At 35.9% G+C, this 20,545-nt stretch carries 14 protein-coding genes; 10 read left to right on the forward strand and 4 right to left on the reverse strand.

Annotated elements, in window-relative coordinates:
• Positions 1-79: 79 nt before the first annotated feature.
• Both LNP22_RS13125 and LNP22_RS13130 read left to right on the forward strand, forming a co-directional pair.
• Positions 80-475 (forward strand): hypothetical protein, encoded by a 396-nt coding sequence (locus tag LNP22_RS13125; protein ID WP_229973854.1) that lies wholly within the window; start codon positions 80-82, stop codon positions 473-475.
• Between the two features lie 343 nt (positions 476-818).
• A protein-coding gene (locus LNP22_RS13130; RefSeq protein ID WP_429670523.1) for an IS1 family transposase occupies positions 819-1,516 on the forward strand; the annotation gives its coding sequence in 2 pieces (ribosomal slippage) (positions 819-1,002 and positions 1,002-1,516; 699 coding nt in all).
• A gap of 695 nt (positions 1,517-2,211) precedes the next feature.
• Here LNP22_RS13130 and LNP22_RS13135 read toward each other — a convergent pair.
• Complete coding sequence (locus LNP22_RS13135; RefSeq protein ID WP_229973856.1) at positions 2,212-2,556, reverse strand: hypothetical protein; 345 nt, start codon at positions 2,554-2,556, stop codon at positions 2,212-2,214.
• 495 nt (positions 2,557-3,051) lie between these two features.
• Between LNP22_RS13135 and LNP22_RS13140 the strand changes: the two genes are divergently transcribed.
• The gene (locus tag LNP22_RS13140) at positions 3,052-4,188 is read left to right on the forward strand and encodes an IS110 family RNA-guided transposase (RefSeq protein ID WP_229973857.1); all 1,137 of its coding nucleotides are present in this window, start codon (positions 3,052-3,054) and stop codon (positions 4,186-4,188) included.
• A gap of 83 nt (positions 4,189-4,271) precedes the next feature.
• Here LNP22_RS13140 and LNP22_RS13145 read toward each other — a convergent pair whose 3' ends face one another.
• From LNP22_RS13145 to LNP22_RS13155, 3 genes are all read right to left on the reverse strand, one after another.
• The gene (locus tag LNP22_RS13145; protein ID WP_229973858.1) at positions 4,272-4,547 is read right to left on the reverse strand and encodes a hypothetical protein; all 276 of its coding nucleotides are present in this window, start codon (positions 4,545-4,547) and stop codon (positions 4,272-4,274) included.
• A gap of 119 nt (positions 4,548-4,666) precedes the next feature.
• On the reverse strand, positions 4,667-5,065 hold the full coding sequence (locus LNP22_RS13150; RefSeq protein WP_229973859.1) for a hypothetical protein: 399 nt from the start codon (positions 5,063-5,065) through the stop codon (positions 4,667-4,669).
• A 52-nt stretch (positions 5,066-5,117) separates the two neighbouring features.
• A complete protein-coding gene (locus LNP22_RS13155) occupies positions 5,118-5,648 on the reverse strand; it encodes a hypothetical protein (RefSeq protein WP_229973860.1) in 531 nt (176 codons plus the stop codon).
• A gap of 359 nt (positions 5,649-6,007) precedes the next feature.
• On the opposite strand from LNP22_RS13155, the gene LNP22_RS13160 reads away from it, so the two are divergent.
• The 7 genes from LNP22_RS13160 to LNP22_RS13190 all read left to right on the forward strand — a co-directional run bounded on the left by LNP22_RS13160 (position 6,008) and on the right by LNP22_RS13190 (position 20,521).
• The gene (locus LNP22_RS13160) at positions 6,008-7,498 is read left to right on the forward strand and encodes a recombinase family protein (protein WP_229976384.1); all 1,491 of its coding nucleotides are present in this window, start codon (positions 6,008-6,010) and stop codon (positions 7,496-7,498) included.
• 466 nt (positions 7,499-7,964) lie between these two features.
• Positions 7,965-8,990, forward strand: coding sequence for a helix-turn-helix domain-containing protein (locus LNP22_RS13165; protein ID WP_229973861.1), 1,026 nt, complete (start codon positions 7,965-7,967; stop codon positions 8,988-8,990).
• A gap of 102 nt (positions 8,991-9,092) precedes the next feature.
• Complete coding sequence (locus LNP22_RS13170; RefSeq protein WP_229973862.1) at positions 9,093-11,492, forward strand: serine hydrolase; 2,400 nt, start codon at positions 9,093-9,095, stop codon at positions 11,490-11,492.
• A gap of 24 nt (positions 11,493-11,516) precedes the next feature.
• Positions 11,517-11,726 (forward strand): hypothetical protein, encoded by a 210-nt coding sequence (locus LNP22_RS13175; protein ID WP_229973863.1) that lies wholly within the window; start codon positions 11,517-11,519, stop codon positions 11,724-11,726.
• 2 nt (positions 11,727-11,728) lie between these two features.
• Positions 11,729-11,857, forward strand: coding sequence for a hypothetical protein (locus tag LNP22_RS13180; protein ID WP_229976385.1), 129 nt, complete (start codon positions 11,729-11,731; stop codon positions 11,855-11,857).
• Positions 11,858-11,921: 64 nt separating this feature from the next.
• Positions 11,922-12,587 (forward strand): IS6 family transposase, encoded by a 666-nt coding sequence (locus tag LNP22_RS13185; protein ID WP_229973864.1) that lies wholly within the window; start codon positions 11,922-11,924, stop codon positions 12,585-12,587.
• A gap of 461 nt (positions 12,588-13,048) precedes the next feature.
• Positions 13,049-20,521: a SpvB/TcaC N-terminal domain-containing protein gene (locus LNP22_RS13190; protein ID WP_229973865.1), complete on the forward strand. Its 7,473-nt coding sequence runs from the start codon at positions 13,049-13,051 to the stop codon at positions 20,519-20,521.
• Positions 20,522-20,545 lie beyond the last annotated feature (24 nt).

Below are 20,545 nucleotides of genomic sequence, written 5' to 3' on the forward strand. Positions count from 1 at the left end.
TAACGGGTTCAGCAACTAGAGGTCAAATAGCAAGTATTATGAGGTATTATAGTAATGGATATTTAAACAATAATGATAAATGAAAAATTATAAATTAATAATAGGTTTATTTTCTAGCTTTTGTATTTTAACTTCTTGTTCAAATAACAGAAAGATAGAAATCACAGGATATGCCTATAGAAATGATAAGGTTGTTATATTTGAAAATAGAAAGGAAATTCTTAATTTTAAAATTAGTGGGAAAATAGATGAAAAGAAATTGTGCTCTTTTTATGAATCAAAATTAAAAATAAAGCCTTCAAATGTTGAGCTTAATTTCAAAATTGATTCAAGTGGTATTTTAGTTTTAGATACATGTTTAGTAATACCCAAAGAATTTAAAAATCCATTCGTATCTATTATATATCCATCAGCAAAATCTAAATTTAAAAGAAAGATATTATTAGCTGACGATCGCATGTTCGTTAAAGATTAAAAAGGTAATGATATGAATGCATCTAATTTGGGTAGTGTTTCAATTTTACGTTAGTTCCTTATACGGGCCGTTTATTATAAAATGGTCTTTTTAAGAGCACTCCAGGGTGGTAAAATCGGGTAATGTATCAGATGTGTTGGTGGTTAATTATTGTATCTAACATTTACAGAAAATCAGATATTTATATTAATATCGCATAAAAATGGTAGTGTTTCAAAGTTAGTGATACAAGATTTTAGATTTCTAACCTTTTTGAAATTGAACAAATTTTAGAAATAAATAATTTTAAGATGAGCAGTGATGCTCATCTTTTTTGTTTTATTATTGCCTTAAATGTGCTAAAATGAATAAAAATTCGACATGGTGTTCCAAAGTTAGTGATGATGTAAATTGTCCAAAATGTAACGAGAAAAAGGTTATTAGAAATGGTAGAACTAAAAACTATAAACAGCAGTACTACTGTAAAATGTGCTGTCACCGTTTTATAGAAAGTTATACAAATCAAGCTTACAAATTAAATATCAATCAAAATACATTCAATTAACCAAAGAGGGTTTAGGAATAAGAAGCACAGCAAGAATATTAAATATTTCTACTACAACATTATTGAAAAGGATTATTTCTATCGCAAGAAGTATTTCCAAGCCAATTATCAGCAAAGGCAAAACTTACGAAGTCGATGAGCTGTGTACTTATATCAGACACAAGAAAAATTACACCTGGCTGGTTTATGCATTGGAAAAGAATTCTAAAACAGTTGTGAGTTTTAATGTTGGAAAACGAACCAATAAAACGCTGAACCGTGTTTTGGAAACTCTAAAACTATCTGAGGCTAAAAAGATATTTACAGAGAGACTTAAAAACTACAGGTATCTGATTGACGAGAAACTACATTCGATAAAACGTTTTGGGACAAACCATATTGAAAGGAAGAATTTGACACTCAGAACTCATCTGAAACGACTCAACCGCAGGACAATCTGCTTCAGCAAAAGTTTAGTAATTTTTACTGCTGTTTTGAAGATTTATTTTTGGATTTGAGTTTAGTAAGTTATTTTTTTTATGAGTTACGGGAACAGGACTCGAACTAATCCGAAAGAATAAAAATAATAAGATAAACAGGCTAGTAATCATTCGAACTTAATCTTTTAAGTATTTGTTTAACAGTGTTGTAGTTTGTTTCTTGAAACTAGATGCACCGATTCTGCACCTAAATTCAAATTAATACTCTATTAATATTTATCTTCCATAAGTTTTCTAAAAGTTTCGAACCTAAATTTGGGAGACCTTGATTTTGCTGTTTTTTCATTTTTAAAAAAACGCCATGTGCCAAGACTCTACCACAAAACTTGGAATACTTTACTTTTTTAAGATTATATATAAAATTGGTTTGATTTTAGGGCTCTAATTTTACTTTTCAATTTCTATTTTGGTTGTACCTAGAATCATTTTGCTCTGCTTCCTGATCAAAATTTGATTTATGGAAAGGTAATTCAAAATTTTACTTTTATAATTCCAGTGGATTGTAAAAGCTGGACTTTTTTTTTTATGTCTTTTTACACTATTTAAATTAGAATGGAGGAAATATATGCACAGGCGGTTATTGGATGGTAAATGCTTCATTCAATCCTGCTTTGTTTCAAAAAAGGCTTGGAATAGAGATGGCTTTTTCTAACGGCTTGGCAATGCGATAAGAATCGCGTCACAAATGTCTTAGTTTGGTTTTGCCCGATAAATTATAGTTTACAAAAGCAGGTTGTCCCCAGGGTTAATAAAAAGACCGTTAGGAATAACGGTCTTTTTATTGGCATAAAATCTTCAGTATAGTAAAATTTTCGCTGACAAGGTTTAGTATTGCCCAATGCCCCATGACCTGACGCGTCCCTTGTGCATTTATCTTCCTGAAGCTCCTGGTTGCCCAGTTCTCCGATTTCGAATTCCTTCCTTCCTGGATTATCCTTTTCGGGCGCTATGGTCTCAAAGGAATCACTTTCATCCTCATCGCTCTTCTCAGTATCCATATCCGTTTGGGACCCCTTTGAAGGGGCATTCTCTATAAGGTCTTTTTCTATGTCCTTCACCGTTATGTCTTTGGGGCCGCTTTGGGGTTCCTTTTAAGGGTGCTGCGGGTCATAGGGGCCTGCTGTTTTGGCTGCGGTTTTTGGGTCTTTGATCGGTTTTTGAGAATTACGGTCTTCATGATCGTAATTTTTCGTTGTATCTTTTTCGGTTTGATATTGTTTTTTTGGAGCTTTTTCCCGCTATCCGTTCCAATCTTTTGTGCCGAACCCCGGCACAAAAGGATTTTCACTGCTATCGGGGCTCATATCTTTACATAATTATATCAAAAGCTTATCTTTGAATATAACCTATTGATAAACAGAACTAAGTTGCAAAATTCTATCGGGGCGAAATACATCATTGATGATATTGTAAACACTAGGTAAATCCTCTTAGTTTTAATTACATTTTAAGTCACAATAGTACTTAAGCACTTTATTTTAGATAAAGATGCTGTATAAAAAATGAGCAAAGACCAATTTAATTTTTTGTTTATTATTCTAAAATATGGAATTATGAATTTAAAGTATTCTGTGGGACTAGACGTTTCAAGCAAAAAGATCAATGCTTGTATGAGTTGTATTGATGAAAAACAAAAAGTAGTTGTAAAATCAAGTACTGTAATTTCCAATAATAAAAAAGGATTTAAAACTTTACAAGATTGGGTGTTAAAACACGTAAGGGAAAATATTCCAGTTGTTGTATGTATGGAAGCTACAGGGATTTATCATGAAAATTGCGCTTATTATTTATTTGAAAAAGGATTTTCGGTTTCTATTATTTTACCCAATAAGGCCAAAAAATATTTGGAAGCAGTTGGATTAAAATCAAAAAATGATAGTATTGATGCCAAAGGATTATCCCAGATGGGAGCCGAGCAATGTTTGGATACCTGGCAGCCTATGGGAACATTTTTTTATGAATTACGACTATATACCAGACAACATCAAAATGTAACCGAATTAAAAACGGTTTTAAAAAATCAATTCGATGCATTAAATTTTGCCATGCATCAAGTCGATCCAGTAACAAATCAATTAAAAGAAACTATAATTTTATTTGACAAACAGCTAAAAGAATTGGAAAAAGTAATCAACAACCACATAAAATCAGATGCAAAAATAGCTGAACGTGTTGCTAATATTTTAGAAATAAAAGGCATTGGGATTTTAACTTTAGCAACAATTTTAGCCGAAACTAATGGTTTCGAACTCTTCAATAACTACAAACAATTGGTTTCTTACGCAGGTTATGATGTTATAGAAGCCCAATCAGGAAGCAGGATTGGAAAAACCAAAATATCAAAAAAAGGTAATTCCAGAATTAGAAGAGCAATGCATATGCCATCACTTGTTGTTATAAAATGCGAAGTAAAACCATTTAAGGAATTATTTGAACGAACTTATAATAAGCACGGAATCAAAATGAAAAGCTATGTTGCCGTTCAAAAGAAATTGCTGATGATAATTTATTATATGTGGAAGAAAAATGAACGTTTTGAACCAAATTACATCAAAAGCATCCAAGAAAAGGAACAGAAGTCTTTCTCTCTGTTTGCCTTTGAAAAAGGCATAAAAAACAGCCCCAATAAAATTGAGGCTGCACAAGGTAAACATCCAGTGAATGATCACAGTAAGTTTCCTCTCTGTTAAAACAAATATAAAAAATATTAAAATTAATTAGGTAATTAAGATAGTACCTAGGAAGGTAACCCCGTTTTTTACTGGCCGCCATTTTAATTAAGGGTGTTTTCTTCCTCGATTCTTTTGTCTCTCTCTTTCTTTTGGGAAATATAAATTCGATTACTAACAAGCGATACAATTAAAATAAGTATTCCGAAAAATAAAGCTCCATTTCCGTCAATTGATTCGGCGTTCATACTAACGCCTAAACGGGTTTTGTAGGATTGGCCAGTTGATAAAATATTATTTAACTTCATATAAGCACCAACTGCAAGAAGCAGAATACCTATAAAAAAGCATAGACCGGTAAATATTTTGGTTGAATACATGGAAACTGTTTTAAAAATACTTTATTGATTTTGGCTGGGTATAGAGTAAGATGCTTGTGCAAACCTGGGAATAATTTAATTGCCCATATACGTTGTAGTAGTTTTTAGCAGATTTTTTTCTATAATTTGCATACTTCCGTTGCAATAATATCCATGAAAGATTCAGGATAGATTTTTTCCAATCTTATTGCAGGGGTTTCTGATTTTTCGATTTTCCCCTTTTTGTCATACGTGATTACTTTAATTACTGTATAGGTTTTTTCGAGGTACTTTAATTCCACTAACATCAATTCACGATTTCCGCCAAAGAATATTTCTTTTAATTCTATGTTTTTCGCAGGTCGCACGGGAATAGTATGACTTATCCAAAATTTTAAATAATCACCCTCTTTTTCAGGAATTGTGATATAGATTTTCCCGCCATCATTATCCTGGGCAATATATTTAAAGTCCTTGTCAGATTGACAAAAGCACAGTAGTGGTAAAAGAAAAGTAAAAATCAAAGGAAAGTTCTTCATATAAATATGTTTTTGTGAAATAACAGTTAACATTTGTTGGCAGAAGTTTTTTTTAGTAGTTCCAATAAGTTTCTGGTGATGATGCTGTTGAATTCATTTCTCCGTTAAGTAGCATTTTCAAAAGTTTAAATGAATGTTTATACCTGTCTTTCACATCTTTAATTCCTAAAGAGATGTCCCATCCAGAGTCATTAACTGTTCTTTCAAAATCTTCTTGATCCTTAAATTCAAGCATATTTGTTTCCAAAAGTATTTCCATGGCTCTTTTTCTAATCTCATGCAGACTCGGACCAGTTAAATAATCATCTGTCGTTTCTATTTTTTTAGTAATCACATCAATCAATTCAATTACAATTGCTTTTCTTTCATCTGTATTAATAAACTCGTCAAGACTCATTGACATTCCGCCATAAATCATCGGTAATGATTCCAGCGCCAACTCATTTTTATATTCATTAATCCACTCTATTGAATCAAGATTTTGTATTTCAATTTCATTTATCAAACAAAGTTGCATGGCTTCTACAAAACCATCTTTTGCCCAATATCCAATATTTTTTATATTTATAAAACTGCTGGCCATATTTTTTGGTTTAAACTTTCTGTCAACTAATTTATACCAGCTAATAAAATGGTACCAATAAGACCTTTTTAGCTGGCTTTGCGCAATTATAAGCTTTTTAGCGAATATAGGAATAATATTAAATCTTTTTGATTTCGTCCAAATGACGAGGATTGCAGTTATGTATTAAATAGCTCCAGTACTAAACATATCTTCGGCGAGAAATTTTCTATATATTGGCTAAACTAAATAGATGATGTTGGTATTTATCTACTCATATAAAAAAGTATAATAAAAATGAAAAAGATAATAATTCTTACTTTGTTTTTTACAATTAATATGTTCGCTCAAGACAGCATAATATGTAAACAATCCAATACATCAGAGTAAGTACTGACGAGCAGGCAGAAAAAGGATTCTCCCAACGGAATCAGGAAGAAATGCTAAGAAAATATTGCAGTATAAACCAAATACAGATACGTAATGTAATTTATGAAGATCATTCAGCAAAAACTTTTAACAGGCCTCAGTGGAAAAAATTTCTTGATGATGTAAAAAAAAATAAAAATAAAATTAATTTGGTTCTTTTTATGAAGTGGGACAGGTTCAGCCGTAATGCGGGTGATGCTTACCAAATGATCAATGTATTAAGAAAATTAGGTATAGAGCCGCAGGCAATAGAACAGCCACTTGATCTTAGTGTTCCGGAAAACAAAATGATGCTTGCATTTTACCTGGCCGCACCCGAGGTTGAAAACGACCGAAGGGCATTAAATACTTTTCAGGGGCTTAGAAGGGGTAAGAAGGAGGGAAGGCATATGGGTATGACCCCTTATGGTTATGCTAATAAAGTTACAGAAGATGGAAAAAAAAATATTGCCATTGTGCCTGAGAAAGCCGTAAAAGTTATATGGGTGTTTGAACAGATTGCGAAAAATATTTTTAGTACTGAATCTATTTACCAAATGGCCAAAGAGAAAGGCTTTGGTATCTCTAAGAACAACTTGTGGCTTATTATAAGAAATCCTCTTTATTGTGGAAAGATAGTTGTTCCTAAGTATAGAGATGAAGAGGAGAGATGGGTAAATGGACAGCATGAGCCAATTATCACTGAGGGATTATTTTATCGGGTTCAAGACGTTCTTGATAGTAAAGCAAGAACCTACAGGCCGAAAATTAAGACTATTGAGAATTTTCCTTTGAGAGGTTTTTTTCTTTGTCCAAAGTGCGGTCAGAAGTTAACAGGAAGTAAATGTAAAGGAAGGAATAAATATTACTACTATTATCACTGTGATAAAGTATGTAAATGGAGAGTGAATTCTGAAATAGCCAACAAGATTTTTAAAGAACATTTAAATAAATTTAAACCTTTAGAAGAAGTTAAGAAGCTATATGCCGCAGTTCTGCTTGAAGGTTATAGAGAGCATACTGGAGTAATAGCTGATGAAAAAAAGAAGTCCCTTGAGCAGATTGCAGTTTATGAAAAGAAATTATCAGTGGCCAGAAATTTATTAGTTACCGAGAAAATCGATGCTGAAGATTACAATCTTATGAAAATTGAGTACAATGCAATTATCAGTAAGTTGGAAAAAGAGATGGGTAATGTAGAGGACGATAGGGCGAGTATAGAGCATTTAACGACGACTGGATTGGAAAACCTTTTAAAGCTAGGTGAAGCCTTTGATGGTGGGACTTTAGCTGATTCTAGAGAATTAATTGGTTTAATTTTTCCCGAAAATTTCACATTTCAAGAACAGAAAATCCGCACCGCCCGAGTCAATGAAATGGTTAACTGTATCTATCTGGTAAACAATAGATTACGGGCAAAAAAAAAGGGACAAAAGATGATATTTTTCTTTTGTCCCGAGTAGTGACCTCTACGGGACAAATTTCAACAAAATTTATGGAAGATTTGAAGAGATTGGCTTACTATATTTAGTGTCTGTCTTTCATTGGCTTTATGAATTTGGTTTGGATGTCCTGTTGAGGATTGAAGGAAATGTAGCGTAAAAAAAACAAATAGTTGACCTCTTTTTATTAAATCCGTCTTGGCTTTTTTGTGGCAAAATTGGTATCAACTCCAAACAATATATGCCACAATTTTGCCACTAGAAGGATTCATGTCTCAACATTATACAATGAAATTGACAATATTTGATTTTTTAGTGAACAGATGCTTGGCAAGGTTGACGTTTTGACATTATTTAAAAACTATTTTTGTATTTGTGAGATTTGGCAAATCCAAATAATGCGCTTAATTTAGTCCCATGATCGCCAAGCCGTAAACCGTTAACGGATATTTTAAGACACAAATCATAATATTGACACAGAAACAATATGTCCAACCAATTTATATTTTTTTTTAGCGCTTTAGGAGCTTTTAATGGTTTACTACTTTCAGGTTATTTTGCCTACAATGCTAAAAAGAAAAAATTTTCAAATTATTTCTTATCATTTCTGTTTTTGGTATTAAGTATTCGGGTTATAAAATCTGTATTTTTCTATTTTAATCCTCATCTATCAAATATTTTTATTCAGATTGGACTTTCAGCCTGCATACTTATTGGTCCATTTCTTTATTTATTTCTAAAATCAAATGTAGATAATAAAAAATCAAAGTGGCTTATTCATATTTTACCTTACTTAACAATTATAAGTATAGGAGGTATTTTGTATCCTTATGTTGATCATCGTGCTGTTTGGAGTAAATGGATTGTAAAAGCTATTTATTGGCAATGGTTCCTTTATATTGTTTTATCTTTTCAATACATCCTACCAATACTAAAAAAAATAAAAGCTAAAGAAAGTCTAAAAAAAATAGATGTTTGGCATCTTAGTATTTATTTAGGAACATTCCTTATTTGGTTGGCATATTATATCGCAGCCTATACCTCTTATATTGTTGGAGCTTTATCATTCACATTTATTTTGTACTTAATAGCTTTGCTTTTGATTTTTAAAAGCAGCAAAGAATCTACTTTTTTTCAGGAAAAAGAGAAATACAAAAACAAAGAAATTGACATGGATACATTGGATCTGATTGGTCATAATCTTTCTATTATTGTTAATAAAGAATTATACTTAAAACCTAATTTCACTCTTGACGAAGCCGCAAAAGAACTCAATGTAACAAAACATCTGTTGTCTCAATATCTGAATGTGATACTTGGCAAATCCTTCACCAATCTCATAAATGAGTATAGGATTGAAAAAGCAAAAAAGTTATTGGAAACCGAAAACAACCTTAGTGTCGAAGGTATTGGATATGAAAGTGGTTTTAATTCAAAATCAACTTTTTTTACCACATTTAAAAAAATGACAGGAAAAACCCCAGCCCAATACCAAAAAATGCCTGTAAAATGAGTTCGTTTTTATAACATCGAACTCCTGCATTACAAACCAAAACCTCTAAGCTATTTCTTCGTCACATATTTGCATGTAATTTAAAAATTAAAAAACGCAAATATGTTCAAAGTAATATCAAAGTTCAGGTTACCGCTTTTAATAAGCACTTGTTTATGCTTATTCTCTCCCTTTGTTTTTTCGCAAAACAAAATCCTGTTTGTAGTTTCTAATCAGGACTACTATGGAACTTCAAAGATTAAAACTGGTAATCACTTTGGGGAGATTATTGTGCCCTACGACGTATTTTCAAAATCAGGATTTACCGTAGATTTTGTAAGCCCAAAAGGAGGGGCTGTTCCAATCGGCTATATTAATGCTTCGGATAGTATTCATAAGAAATTCCTATACAATAATTTTTTAATGAATAAACTCAAAACTACCATGAAGCCTACCGAAGTTGTTGCTGAAAATTATAGTGCGATTTTTTATGGCGGCGGAGGCGCTGCTATGTATGGTGTAGCAGAAAACGTTATCATTCAAAACCTTGCAAGACAGATTTTTCTAAAAAATGGTGTGGTTTCGGCTATTTGCCATGGTACGGCAGGCTTAGCGTATTTGAAAGACGAGGCAGGTACATCGCTCTATAAAGCAAAAAAAATAACTGGTTTTTCGGATAAATTTGAAGACAAACAAGCCGAATATTACAAAACCTTTCCTTTTTCTATTGATCAGGCTATTAAAAAGAATGAAGGTAACTTTGTGCATTCGGATAAAATAGGAGAAGGTTTTTATGTGGTAGATGGCCGGTTTGTAACAGGACAAGACCCTAGCGCAGCCTCAAAAATGGCTTCCGAAATAATCACTCTTATAGAAAAAAACAAACTTGTTATACAACAAGAATCCATTAGAAATTTGGATAAAGTATTCTCTGAGTGGGATAATGCTAAGGCTAAACCGGGCGTAGCCGCAGGTCTTCTAAAAGAGGGGCAAATTGTCTATATAAAAGGCTTTGGTAGTGCAGATATAAATAACGAAATTCCCATCAATACAGATACCAAATTTCAAATAGGGGCTATGGCTAAGCAATTTACGGCCTTTGCTATTTTATTGCTTGAAGAACAAGGCAAACTGTCTTTATCTGATGATGCGCGCAAATATATTCCACAACTTCCTGATTTTGGTACTAAAATTAACATAAAACATTTACTGAGTCAATCAAGTGGTTTGCAAGACTTTTTGGCTCTGAAAGAAATTGCAGGTTGGCAAGAAAAAGATGTTTTTACACAAAAAGACGCTTTGGATTTAATTTTCCGACAAAAAGAATTGGATTATGAACCAGGAACAAAATTCTCACAGACTTCATCAGGGCTTATTTTATTAGCTGAAGTAGTCAAACAAGTAACAGGTCAAACACTTGCTGAATTTTCTCAGGAATTTATTTTTCAACCTTTGGGCATGACCAATACTTTGTTTTGCGATGATAATGAAATGATAATACCTAATGTCGCTATTTCGTACCAAGTATCTAAAAACGGATTCAAGAATAATCTCATCAATCATTCTATTTTCGGGACTACCAATCTTTATACTTCGGCGGCAGATTTGAGCCGTTGGTATCTCAATTTTGACAAACCTAAAGTAGGCAGTAAAAAATTGATAGAAAAACTGACTTCTCCGGTTACTTTAAATGATGGTAAAACGACTTTTAATCCAACCTCAGGAAGACTTTTGTATGGACAACAGTACGTGCATGCAAAACGTGGTGTTCCAAAAATCTGGACGTATGGTTTAGAAGGCGGTTATGCAAGCAATATTTTCATATTCCCCAATCAAAATGTTACTTCGTTTGTGCTTGGAAATAACAACAGATATAACGGTAGTCTTGCTATGAACATGGCTATTGAAGTACTTGGAAATGTTTTTCCACAACCGGCAAGTATTGACTTTAGTAAGCTTAAAAGAATAAAAATGACACCCCAACAATTAGGAGTTTACAATGGCTTTTATTGGGATAATGAAAGAATGTCCGGGCGCAGGGTTTTTGTGAAAAATGACACTTTACGCTATCAGGTGTTGGGCACTGCAACTGAAAGTTTGTTAGTGCCTATTACAGACAAAAAATTTCAAATGGTGGTTGATGGAGACGATGTAATTATGGTCGAATTTCGTAAGGAAGGTGACTATTTTAAAATGATTTATACTTCTGGTGAAAGCGACCAATATGCCTATGAATACTACAACCCAAAAACATATTCTACAACAGATTTAAATGAGTTTTCAGGTACCTATTATTGCAGAGCTTTGGGAGCAAGCTATACATTGGCTCAAAATGAAAAAGGTTTATTCACAAGTAATAAGAATCAATCCATCATCAATTTTACTCCAATTCATTCAGATTTGTTTCTGAGTAGTGCCAGAAATTTGGGTGGCATTCGGTTTGTTCGTGATAAGCAACAGAAAATTACAGGATTTTATATAAATTCTGATAAGGTTAAGAATTTACTTTTCGAAAAAATCTAAAAATAACTTTAACAATTTAAAACTATGAAATTCTCTAAAACTGTATTGATACTATTAACAATGATTTTCCAAAGTACTGCCTTTGCACAAACAGCAAATAAGAAATCTGAAAAAGGACAGATTGAAGAAACTTTGATGCACTACATTGAAGGGACTGCAAATGCAGAACCTGAAAGGCTAAAAAAGCCTTTCATCCCGATTTCAATCTGTACTCTGTTGCAAAAGATAGTCTGAGAATTTGGAAAGGGCAGGAGTATATCGGCAACTTCAAAGATGGCAAAAAATCAAACCGTATTGGACGCATCCTATTTATTGATATTGAAAATGATGCGGCTATTGCAAAAGTGGAGATACTCATGCCATAAAAGCAGCGGGTTCTGTCGCTTCTGGGAATAACTTTTATCTTTAGCTTTTTAAACCCACTGAAAAATGAATACGAAAGGTCATTGCTATCCAAAGTCAATTATACTTCAGGTCGTATATTTTAAGCTTAGGTTTGTATTAAGCTATCGGGATGTTGAAGAAATAATGAAGATTAGAGGAGTGTTTGTGGATCATGCTACGATCCAAAGGTGGGTTTATAAATTTACACCTTTCATTGAATCAGAGATGAAGAAGAAAAAGGTCAAAGTGGGGGCAAGCTGGAGAATGGACGAGACTTATATCAAAGTAAAAGATATATGGTGTTATTTATATCGAGCGGTAGATAAATTAGGTAATAAGGTTGACTTTCTTTTGAGCAGAAAAAGACAACGAATGAGCGCTCAGTCTTTTCTAATTAAAGCAATTAGTAATAACTCCCGACCAAGAGTAATAAACATTAATAAAAGCGGTTTTAATACAGCAGCGATCAAAGTATATAACAAGCGTTCGTTCTCAAAGATTAAAATACGGCAATGTAAATATGGCAACAATATTGTCGAACAGGATCATCGTTTTATTAAGTGGCACATAAAAAACGGATTAGGCTTTAAAAGCTTTGAATCGGCAAGACGAACATTGGGCGGAATTGAAGTTGTGCATATGTTGAGAAAGAATCAGATGATTGGACCAAGGATAACTATGTTTAAATCATTCTGTAAATTAGCATGCTAACTTTTAAATTACTTAAATATTTATATTTGATACTAACAGATGCGACAGAACCGTAATTTGGGATTAGAAGTTGAAAAAATAAGGTTTGATCTTAATTCAATACCTTAAAAAAGGTGCTTTATGGCATCTTTTTTTTGTTTCATAACAAATACTATTCAAATCGGGAGTAGAAGTTGTTAATTCGGGAATGTTATGCTGTGAAAAAAACTCTTGAAATTTAGAAAGTATTGAGAGGGCTATGAATGAAAAATCTCAAAATATGAGATTCACAAGAGGTTGATTTTATTTTTTTTACAGACTGACCTTACCCCACAACTGAATTAATTATTGATAATCCTAAACCGAAAACGATTAAAGTTTAACCGTAAATAAATTGCCCATGAAAACGAAATTTGACAAGATAAATGCATTACGGAATAGTTTTAAATGTGTTTTAAGTACGGTCGGTCAAAATGATAGTTATGGAAAAATTATCAATTTCTAGTGCTTCGCTCCCTGCTGGTGGTGGAGCAGTAAAGGGAATAGGAGAGACGTTTCAACCAAATTCATTCTCCGGAACTGCTGTTTATAACATTCCAGTTCCTTTAACCGCTGGTCGTGGATTATTGCCATCACTTTCACTTGTTTACAATTCCGGCGCAGGTAATGGTGCTTTTGGTGTAGGCTGGGATGTTGAAATTCCTAACTTTTCGATTAGAACCGAAAAGGGAATCCCTAAATATGATGGAAGTGACATATTTCTTTTTTCAGGAAAAGAACTCGTTCCACAAGAGAATGCTACACGGACGCACACGGACGCACACGGCAAGGAATGGATAATAAATATCTACCTTTTACGAGTTGAAGATGATTATTCCCGGATTGAATATCATAAAAATAGTACTACAGGTGAAAGTTTCTGGCGTACTTACGCTACGAATAATAGCATTTCTGAATACGGATCGAATGCCGATGCACGTGTTGCAGATCCGGGTAATGAGACCCATATTTTTAGTTGGCAAATCGTTTCCATAACAGATCCGAAGGGAAACAAAGTTCAGTTTCAGTATAAGAGGGAAAATGAACAGAATACAGGTGTTTTTAATCGCGGTGCATTTGCGCGTAATTATATTGAACGTATTGTTTATGGTAATTATCTCGAGGCTCCGGAAAAAGAAAAATTTGCTTTTGAAGTTATTTTCGATTACGGGTCGCATGAATTGGAAAATCTCACGACATCTGCTGCGGATCCGTATGCAACAGCTCATCCATGGGCTTGCAGACCCGATCCATTTTCGTCTTTTAGAAGCGGTTTCGAACTGCGGACTTATCGGAGATGTCAAAACATATTGTTATTTCACCATTTTGAAGAAGAAAACAAAGGTGAACCCTTTCTGGTAAGCCGTATGGGATTGACGTATTACGATACAGATGAATATAAGGATGTTCCGGATCAGACAAGTATCATTTCCTGTTTGAAAAAAGTAACCGTTACCGGTTGCCGTATTCGGGATGACGGTAGTTATCAATTACTAGCAAAACCAGATCTGGATCTTACATTTTCGGTATTTGAAATGGATGAAATGGCCGCTTTCAGGCAGTTAATGGTTTCGGATGACGGTAGTATTCCTGGAAAACTGGATACGGGTGATTTTCTTCCGATTGATTTGAATGGAGCTGGCCTGCCCGGAATTTTATTTACCCGGGATAGCGGGGCGTTGTATTACCATCCAAAAGGAGGCGGTAATTATACCAAACCGGAGACGTTACCGGATTTTGCCATTAGCGATTCGGCAGTTATTGCCGATTTACAGGGAAATGGAACAAAGGACCTGATGGTTACAAGCCCGGCTGGATATTATACTAATACAGGAAAAGGATGGGAGCCATTTAATCCGTTTCAACATTACCCTACAACATTGTCCGATACGGAATCTGTTGACTTAAGTGGAGACGGGAAATCTGATTTTCTTGTTGCTTCGGAAGATTGCCTGACTGTTTATCCCGGATTGGGAACAGCAGGATATGGCGATCCCCAACAAATGCCAAGCCCCGAAGATTTTCCGCTGAAAAGTCAGAATTCAGCAAAAGTGTCCGTTTCTTTTACAGATTTGTTTGGCGACGGATTGCAACATAGGGTTATGGTGGCAAATGGAATTGTTGCCTGTTGGCCTAGTTTGGGCTACGGTCGTTTCGGTCGGCGTATCGAATTCATTAATGCACCCTACTTTGAAACCGGGTTTGATATTTCCCGTTTCTTTTTTGCAGACCTGAACGGAACGGGGGCAATGGACATTGTGTATGTATTGGATACTACAGTTCAATTTTTCCTTAATCAAAATGGGAACGGGTTTTCAGATCCGATTACTGTTGTTTTGCCTGAATCTTTTGATCAGTTAGATAGCATTTGTTTTGCCGATATATTGGGTACAGGAACCAGTAGTTTGGTTTTTTCTAAACTAACAGAAGTTCCGCGGCATTATTATCTAAATTTTTCTGGGGTGAATCCTTCGGATATGTCTCTTCCAGTACTGAAACCCTATCTCCTCATCGAAACCAATAACAATACAGGAAGTCGTATTGCTTTGCATTATTCTAGTTCTGTACGCTTTTATTTGGAAGATCAAGAGGCTGGAAGACCTTGGAAAACCCGGTTGTTTTTTCCGGTTCAGGTGATCGATCGGATTATACAAACCGATGCCGTTTCGGAATCGTGTTACGTACAGGAATTTCGGTACCACGATGGGTATTATGATCCAGTAGAAAGAAGCTTTTGCGGATTTGGTTTTGTAGAAAGTTGGGATACGCAAACGTATGAAACCTTTCAGACGACTCTCCAAAATCAGCTAATGCCGGTAAATAGCATAAATGAAGAACTTTTTGTTCCACCGGTTTATACAAAAAAATGGTTCAATACCGGTGTATTTGAAAGTTATAATGAGCTACAGGAACAATACCGTACCGAATTTTTTAATGGTGATGGTTATGCCTATGATTTTCCGGATCATGTGTTTGCTAATGATATATATACTGCCAATGGCGAAACTTTTAGGGAAGCCTATGTGGCACTGAACGGAAGAGTGGTTCGAACAGAAATTTACGGATTGGATAATCTTCCGGAATCGAATATACCGTATACTGTAGAACAGGCAAATTATTTTGTTGCGCTGATTCATCCGGTTTCCAATGGACAACACGCTGTTTTCCGAGTGGATCCGCGCGAACATATTACCTATCATTATGAACGTAATAGTACCGATCCGCGTGTAGAACAAAACTTTACGCTTGAAGTGGATCCTCTAAGCGGTATTGTAAAACGGGCTTGTACCGTTTACCTGCCACGACGCACAGAAAATACAAGGGGAACAGCGCTTTATCCGGAGCAGTTGCAGCCACTTGCGACTTTCCAGACAACCGATGTTATAAATACCGGTGAAAATGGAATGTATTGGCGCGGTGTTGTTTGTGAGGAACAAAAATTTCAGCTTTCTGGTTTTGAATTAGGGACAAATGAATTGTATATGGATTTCGATTTGTGTAACCGTCTGGTTGGAGATGCACTTAAACATGTTGTCCCTTATGGCGAAACTACTGTTCAGACCATTGCAGCACTGCAACTTTCCTGGAGTAGGAATTATTTTTGGGATGAAGCGCAGGATGATTTTTTACCCTTATTTGACATTTCTTCACGCGGCTTGGCGGCATATACTGCCACAGCGCAATTTACTCAGCACTATATCGATACTGCTTATAATGGAAAACTACCGGTCGAGACGGTTACCAGTGCAGGATTTATTTTCGACAAAGAAACGGAATATTGGTGGAACAACGGAACGGTGCAAAATTACTTTAAACCCGATAAACCCGAATTGTTTTATTTACCGGAGGAAGTGACCAATCCTTTTGCCGATCCGAATTCCGAATTGGCGGTTCGTGGTATAATGGCGTATGATGCGCCTTATAATATGCAGGTGGTAAAGTTAATTGAATATATTGATTACGAGCTAGATATAAAAAACATACAACAGCTTACGCTGGATTATCAGGCTTTTGCGCCAAAGCAATTGGTGGATATCAACGGAAATGTATCACAGGTGCTTTATGATCCGTTGGGACAAGTGTGCGTGTCTACCATATTTGGTATTAAAAACGGAACATTAGAAGGAGGGATGTTGTTATATCCTTATGGTGATTTTTCAGCCGAATATCAATTGCGAACGACGGCACCCGATGGAACGGCAATTAGTTTAAAATCTGTTTTAGACCATCAGGATTATTATCTGCAAGGGGCATTATCCTACTTTTTTTATGATGAACAAATATGGACCGAACGCCGGCAACCACTTGCAGCATTATCTTTGTCGGCAACAAATTTTGCTCATAAAGCTATAGGAACCAGTGATTGCAGAATACGTATTGAATATTCGGATGGTTTTGGCCGTGTCGTTGAACAAAAGGAGTTAGTGGATCCGGGATTGACTTATGTCGGAAATACACTTGTTGAAGTTGCTGAACGCTGGAACACTTCAGGTCGGACCGTATACAATAACAAAGGACTGCTGGCCCAACAGTATCTGCCCTTTTTCAGTGCTACGCCGGATTATGAAAAACAACAGATTCTGGCTGATGAAGGAATTATTCCGCCGCCTTCGGTCATGAAATATGATGCCATCGGCCGATTGATCCGTACCGATGATCCGAAAGGATTCTTTTCAAAAATCACTTTTACAGCCTGGGAACAACAAACATTTGATTCTAACGATACAGTATTGGATTCGGTATATTATAAAACCTTTATGGCCGATTATCCGGCTAATCCGACCCAGAAGCAAAAGGATGAAAAGAATGCGTTAGATAAGGCTGCAAAATGCTACAATACACCTGTTACTTTGATTTTTGACAATACCGGAACGCAGTTTTTACATCAAGTAGATAATCTTGGCAAAGTTACCGCTGGTACGTTTGATGGGATTACTACTGGTTCGGTAAGTACCGGTGATGCAATTTTACAAGCACTGGTTACCGAAGGATATGTATCGGAAGAGGGATGGCTTACCACTGCTTTTACACCTTATCAACCCGGTTTTAAATTAAATCTGGGGTCTCAGTTTGATTCATTGCTAACTGGTATAACGGAAATCCTTTTGCAGGGAGTACTCACAAACTATTCGGCTACCGATATACAAAGTCGTGTGTTACTGCAAATAGATCCACGCTTATATTATACCAATGTAACGACCGGAACCGACTATGTCAATCAGCGTAATACCTATCAGATGGAGGAGACAAAAGCATTGGTTACTCAAATTGCAGATGCCGGAAACGAATTGCATTTCAACAATATTATGGGGTTGTTATGTTGGTCATGGACTCCAAGGGGGTACAATCAGCTCATTACCTATGATCGTTTACAACGCCGAAAAACATTACGGGTAAAACGTTATGCCGATGGCGATCCGCTTGTTCCGGCTGATCAGTATCCTTTGGTGGAAGAATTTACCTATGGTGAAGAGGTGCAGGACGCTACAGTGTTAAACCTGCGCGGAAAACTTTATAAATTAAAAGATCTGTCGGGAATCCTGATGCTGAATGCCTATGCGCTTACGGGACAGTCGATTCAGAAAAAACGACAGATGACTACGGTATACAAAGATGCGATCGATTGGAATAATCCCAAAGCGGTACCTCTGGATACGACGTTTCTATCACTGGAACAAACCTATAACGCGCTTGGAGAGCTGCTAACCGAAACCACGACAGATGGTACTGTAACAGCGCACGGTTATTCGAAATCGGGTTTATTAAAAACGGTCAGCCTGACATTGCCGGACGGAAAATCAAAACCGGTTATCGAACATATTGAGTATAATCCGTCGAATCAGCGGAAACGGATTGTTTTTGCCAATAATTCGGCTACGAATTATACCTACGAAACGACGACGCAACGCTTACTCACGCTTAAAAATACCCGTTTGGTCACTTCGGGAGAAAACCCAATGTTACAAAACATGACCTATGTATATGATCCCGTAGGAAACATTACCAGACTACGGGATTTAAGTCGGAATACTGTGTTTTATAATAATCAGAGTGTAGTACCGCTATCCGATTATACCCATGATATCTTATACCGGTTAATTGCGGCTAATGGTTATCAACATCCCGGAATACTAGCCAATACCTATCAGAACAATGTCGTTAATAATGACTTTAAACAAAGTAAGTTTTCTGTATCACCATCTGATTATGGCAAACTGGAAAATTACATTGAAAGCTATAGTTATGACAATTCCGGTAATCTGGTGCAGCTAAAGCACAGGGCTAAGTCGGCATCATGGACACGCGATTTGCCGGTCGATGTCAATTCCAATCGACTCAACGGAATCACGTATGACAATTCCGGGAATCTTCGTCAGATTATGATCAACAAACCTGTAGCATTGGACTATAATTGTTGTGAAAATCTGGTACGGGCTAGTATTATAACCCGTCCGGATGAGGCAGATGATGCGGATTATTATGTTTATAACAGCGAGGAACAACGCACCCGGAAGGTTAGCGAAAGGTTCGCCAATGGGGGAGCTGTCACGATGCTTGAAAGTACAGTTTACTTTGGCAATTATGAAGTAAAACAACAGCAAACGGTATCGGAAACGCGCACTGTAATCACCCTGGAACGCGAGACGTTGCGTATTATGGATGGTGGAACTTGTCTGTTAATCATGCATTACTGGAAACAGGATGATGCTAAAAAAGAAATGCAAACGGGGGATCGCTCGTTCCGTTGGCAGCTTTGTAGTAAGCTGGATTCGGTAGCGGTAGAGGTCGATGATCAGGCTCGTCTGATCAGTTACGAAGAATATTTTCCTTATGGTGGTACTGCTATTATTGCGGGGCGGAATCAGCAGGAAGTGAGCTTAAAAAATTACCGCTATTCAGGAAAAGAACGGGATGATACGACCGGGTTATATTACTACGGTCACCGGTATTATGTTCCCTGGCTCATGCGTTGGAATAAACCCGATCCTGCCGGTGGTATCGACGGGCTTAATTTATATGCTTTTTGTATCGGGAATCCGGCGAGTATGCGGGATGCCGACGGACAAAGTGTTAAAGGAAAAGCTGGTAAAAGAAATGCTAAAAGAACAAGAGCCTCATCCAGTGACGATTCGGGAAGTGACGGCGATGATGAATCGGATAGCAGTAGTAGTAAATCGGTAATTCAGAAAGTAACTAAAAAAGTTCGTAAGGATAAAAGTAAAAAGCTGAAAGAGCAAATCGTGGCCCGGTATAAAGATGAGTTGCAATATGCTAAAAAGATTCATCAGTCTACTTTATATACCGGTGTAACCGAACAGATTGTAAACCCCAATACCGCAATGAGTCCTGAACGCTTATTGGTACGTCATTTATCTACGGCACTTTTAGCGCAGAATGATGGATTTACAGAGGTACAGGCAGCGATCAATCATAGCGAAAAAACCATTTATGTAGCCAGTAATAAAAAACAAAATGAATTGAAAGGATTATTATCGGCTACCTTAAAAGATTTTGCGGTTCCGGATAAAACGAACTATTCAGGACGTGTAGCCCGACATTTGGGGAAGCTGGAAACGGAGATCAAAGGAGCTTATAAAGACTATAAACTGGAATTCGTTAAAGGACATGAAGAACAACATGCCGAAACCAAAATTGTGGAAGCCGGAAAACAATTTGACTACATCGGCGGAACACGCAGACCTTGTATGGTTTGTAGCTTATTTTTTCAGGTTCATCAAATTGCAACCTCATCCTATGGTCAGCATCCAGGCGGGTATTGGGATTCTGAAGCGGCACTTCTGTCGTTGAGCCCTTATCAGGAGCATTTGAGTATGACTACCTATCAAGGGATATTTTATAAAAATAAAGGGTTAATGGGCAGTAAGGTCCACGATAATGATACCGATAGTGAATAATGATATAAAAAAACAGTAAACCTA

Origin of the sequence: Flavobacterium flavipigmentatum (genome assembly GCF_020911905.1) — a bacterium.
Taxonomy (GTDB): domain Bacteria; phylum Bacteroidota; class Bacteroidia; order Flavobacteriales; family Flavobacteriaceae; genus Flavobacterium; species Flavobacterium flavipigmentatum.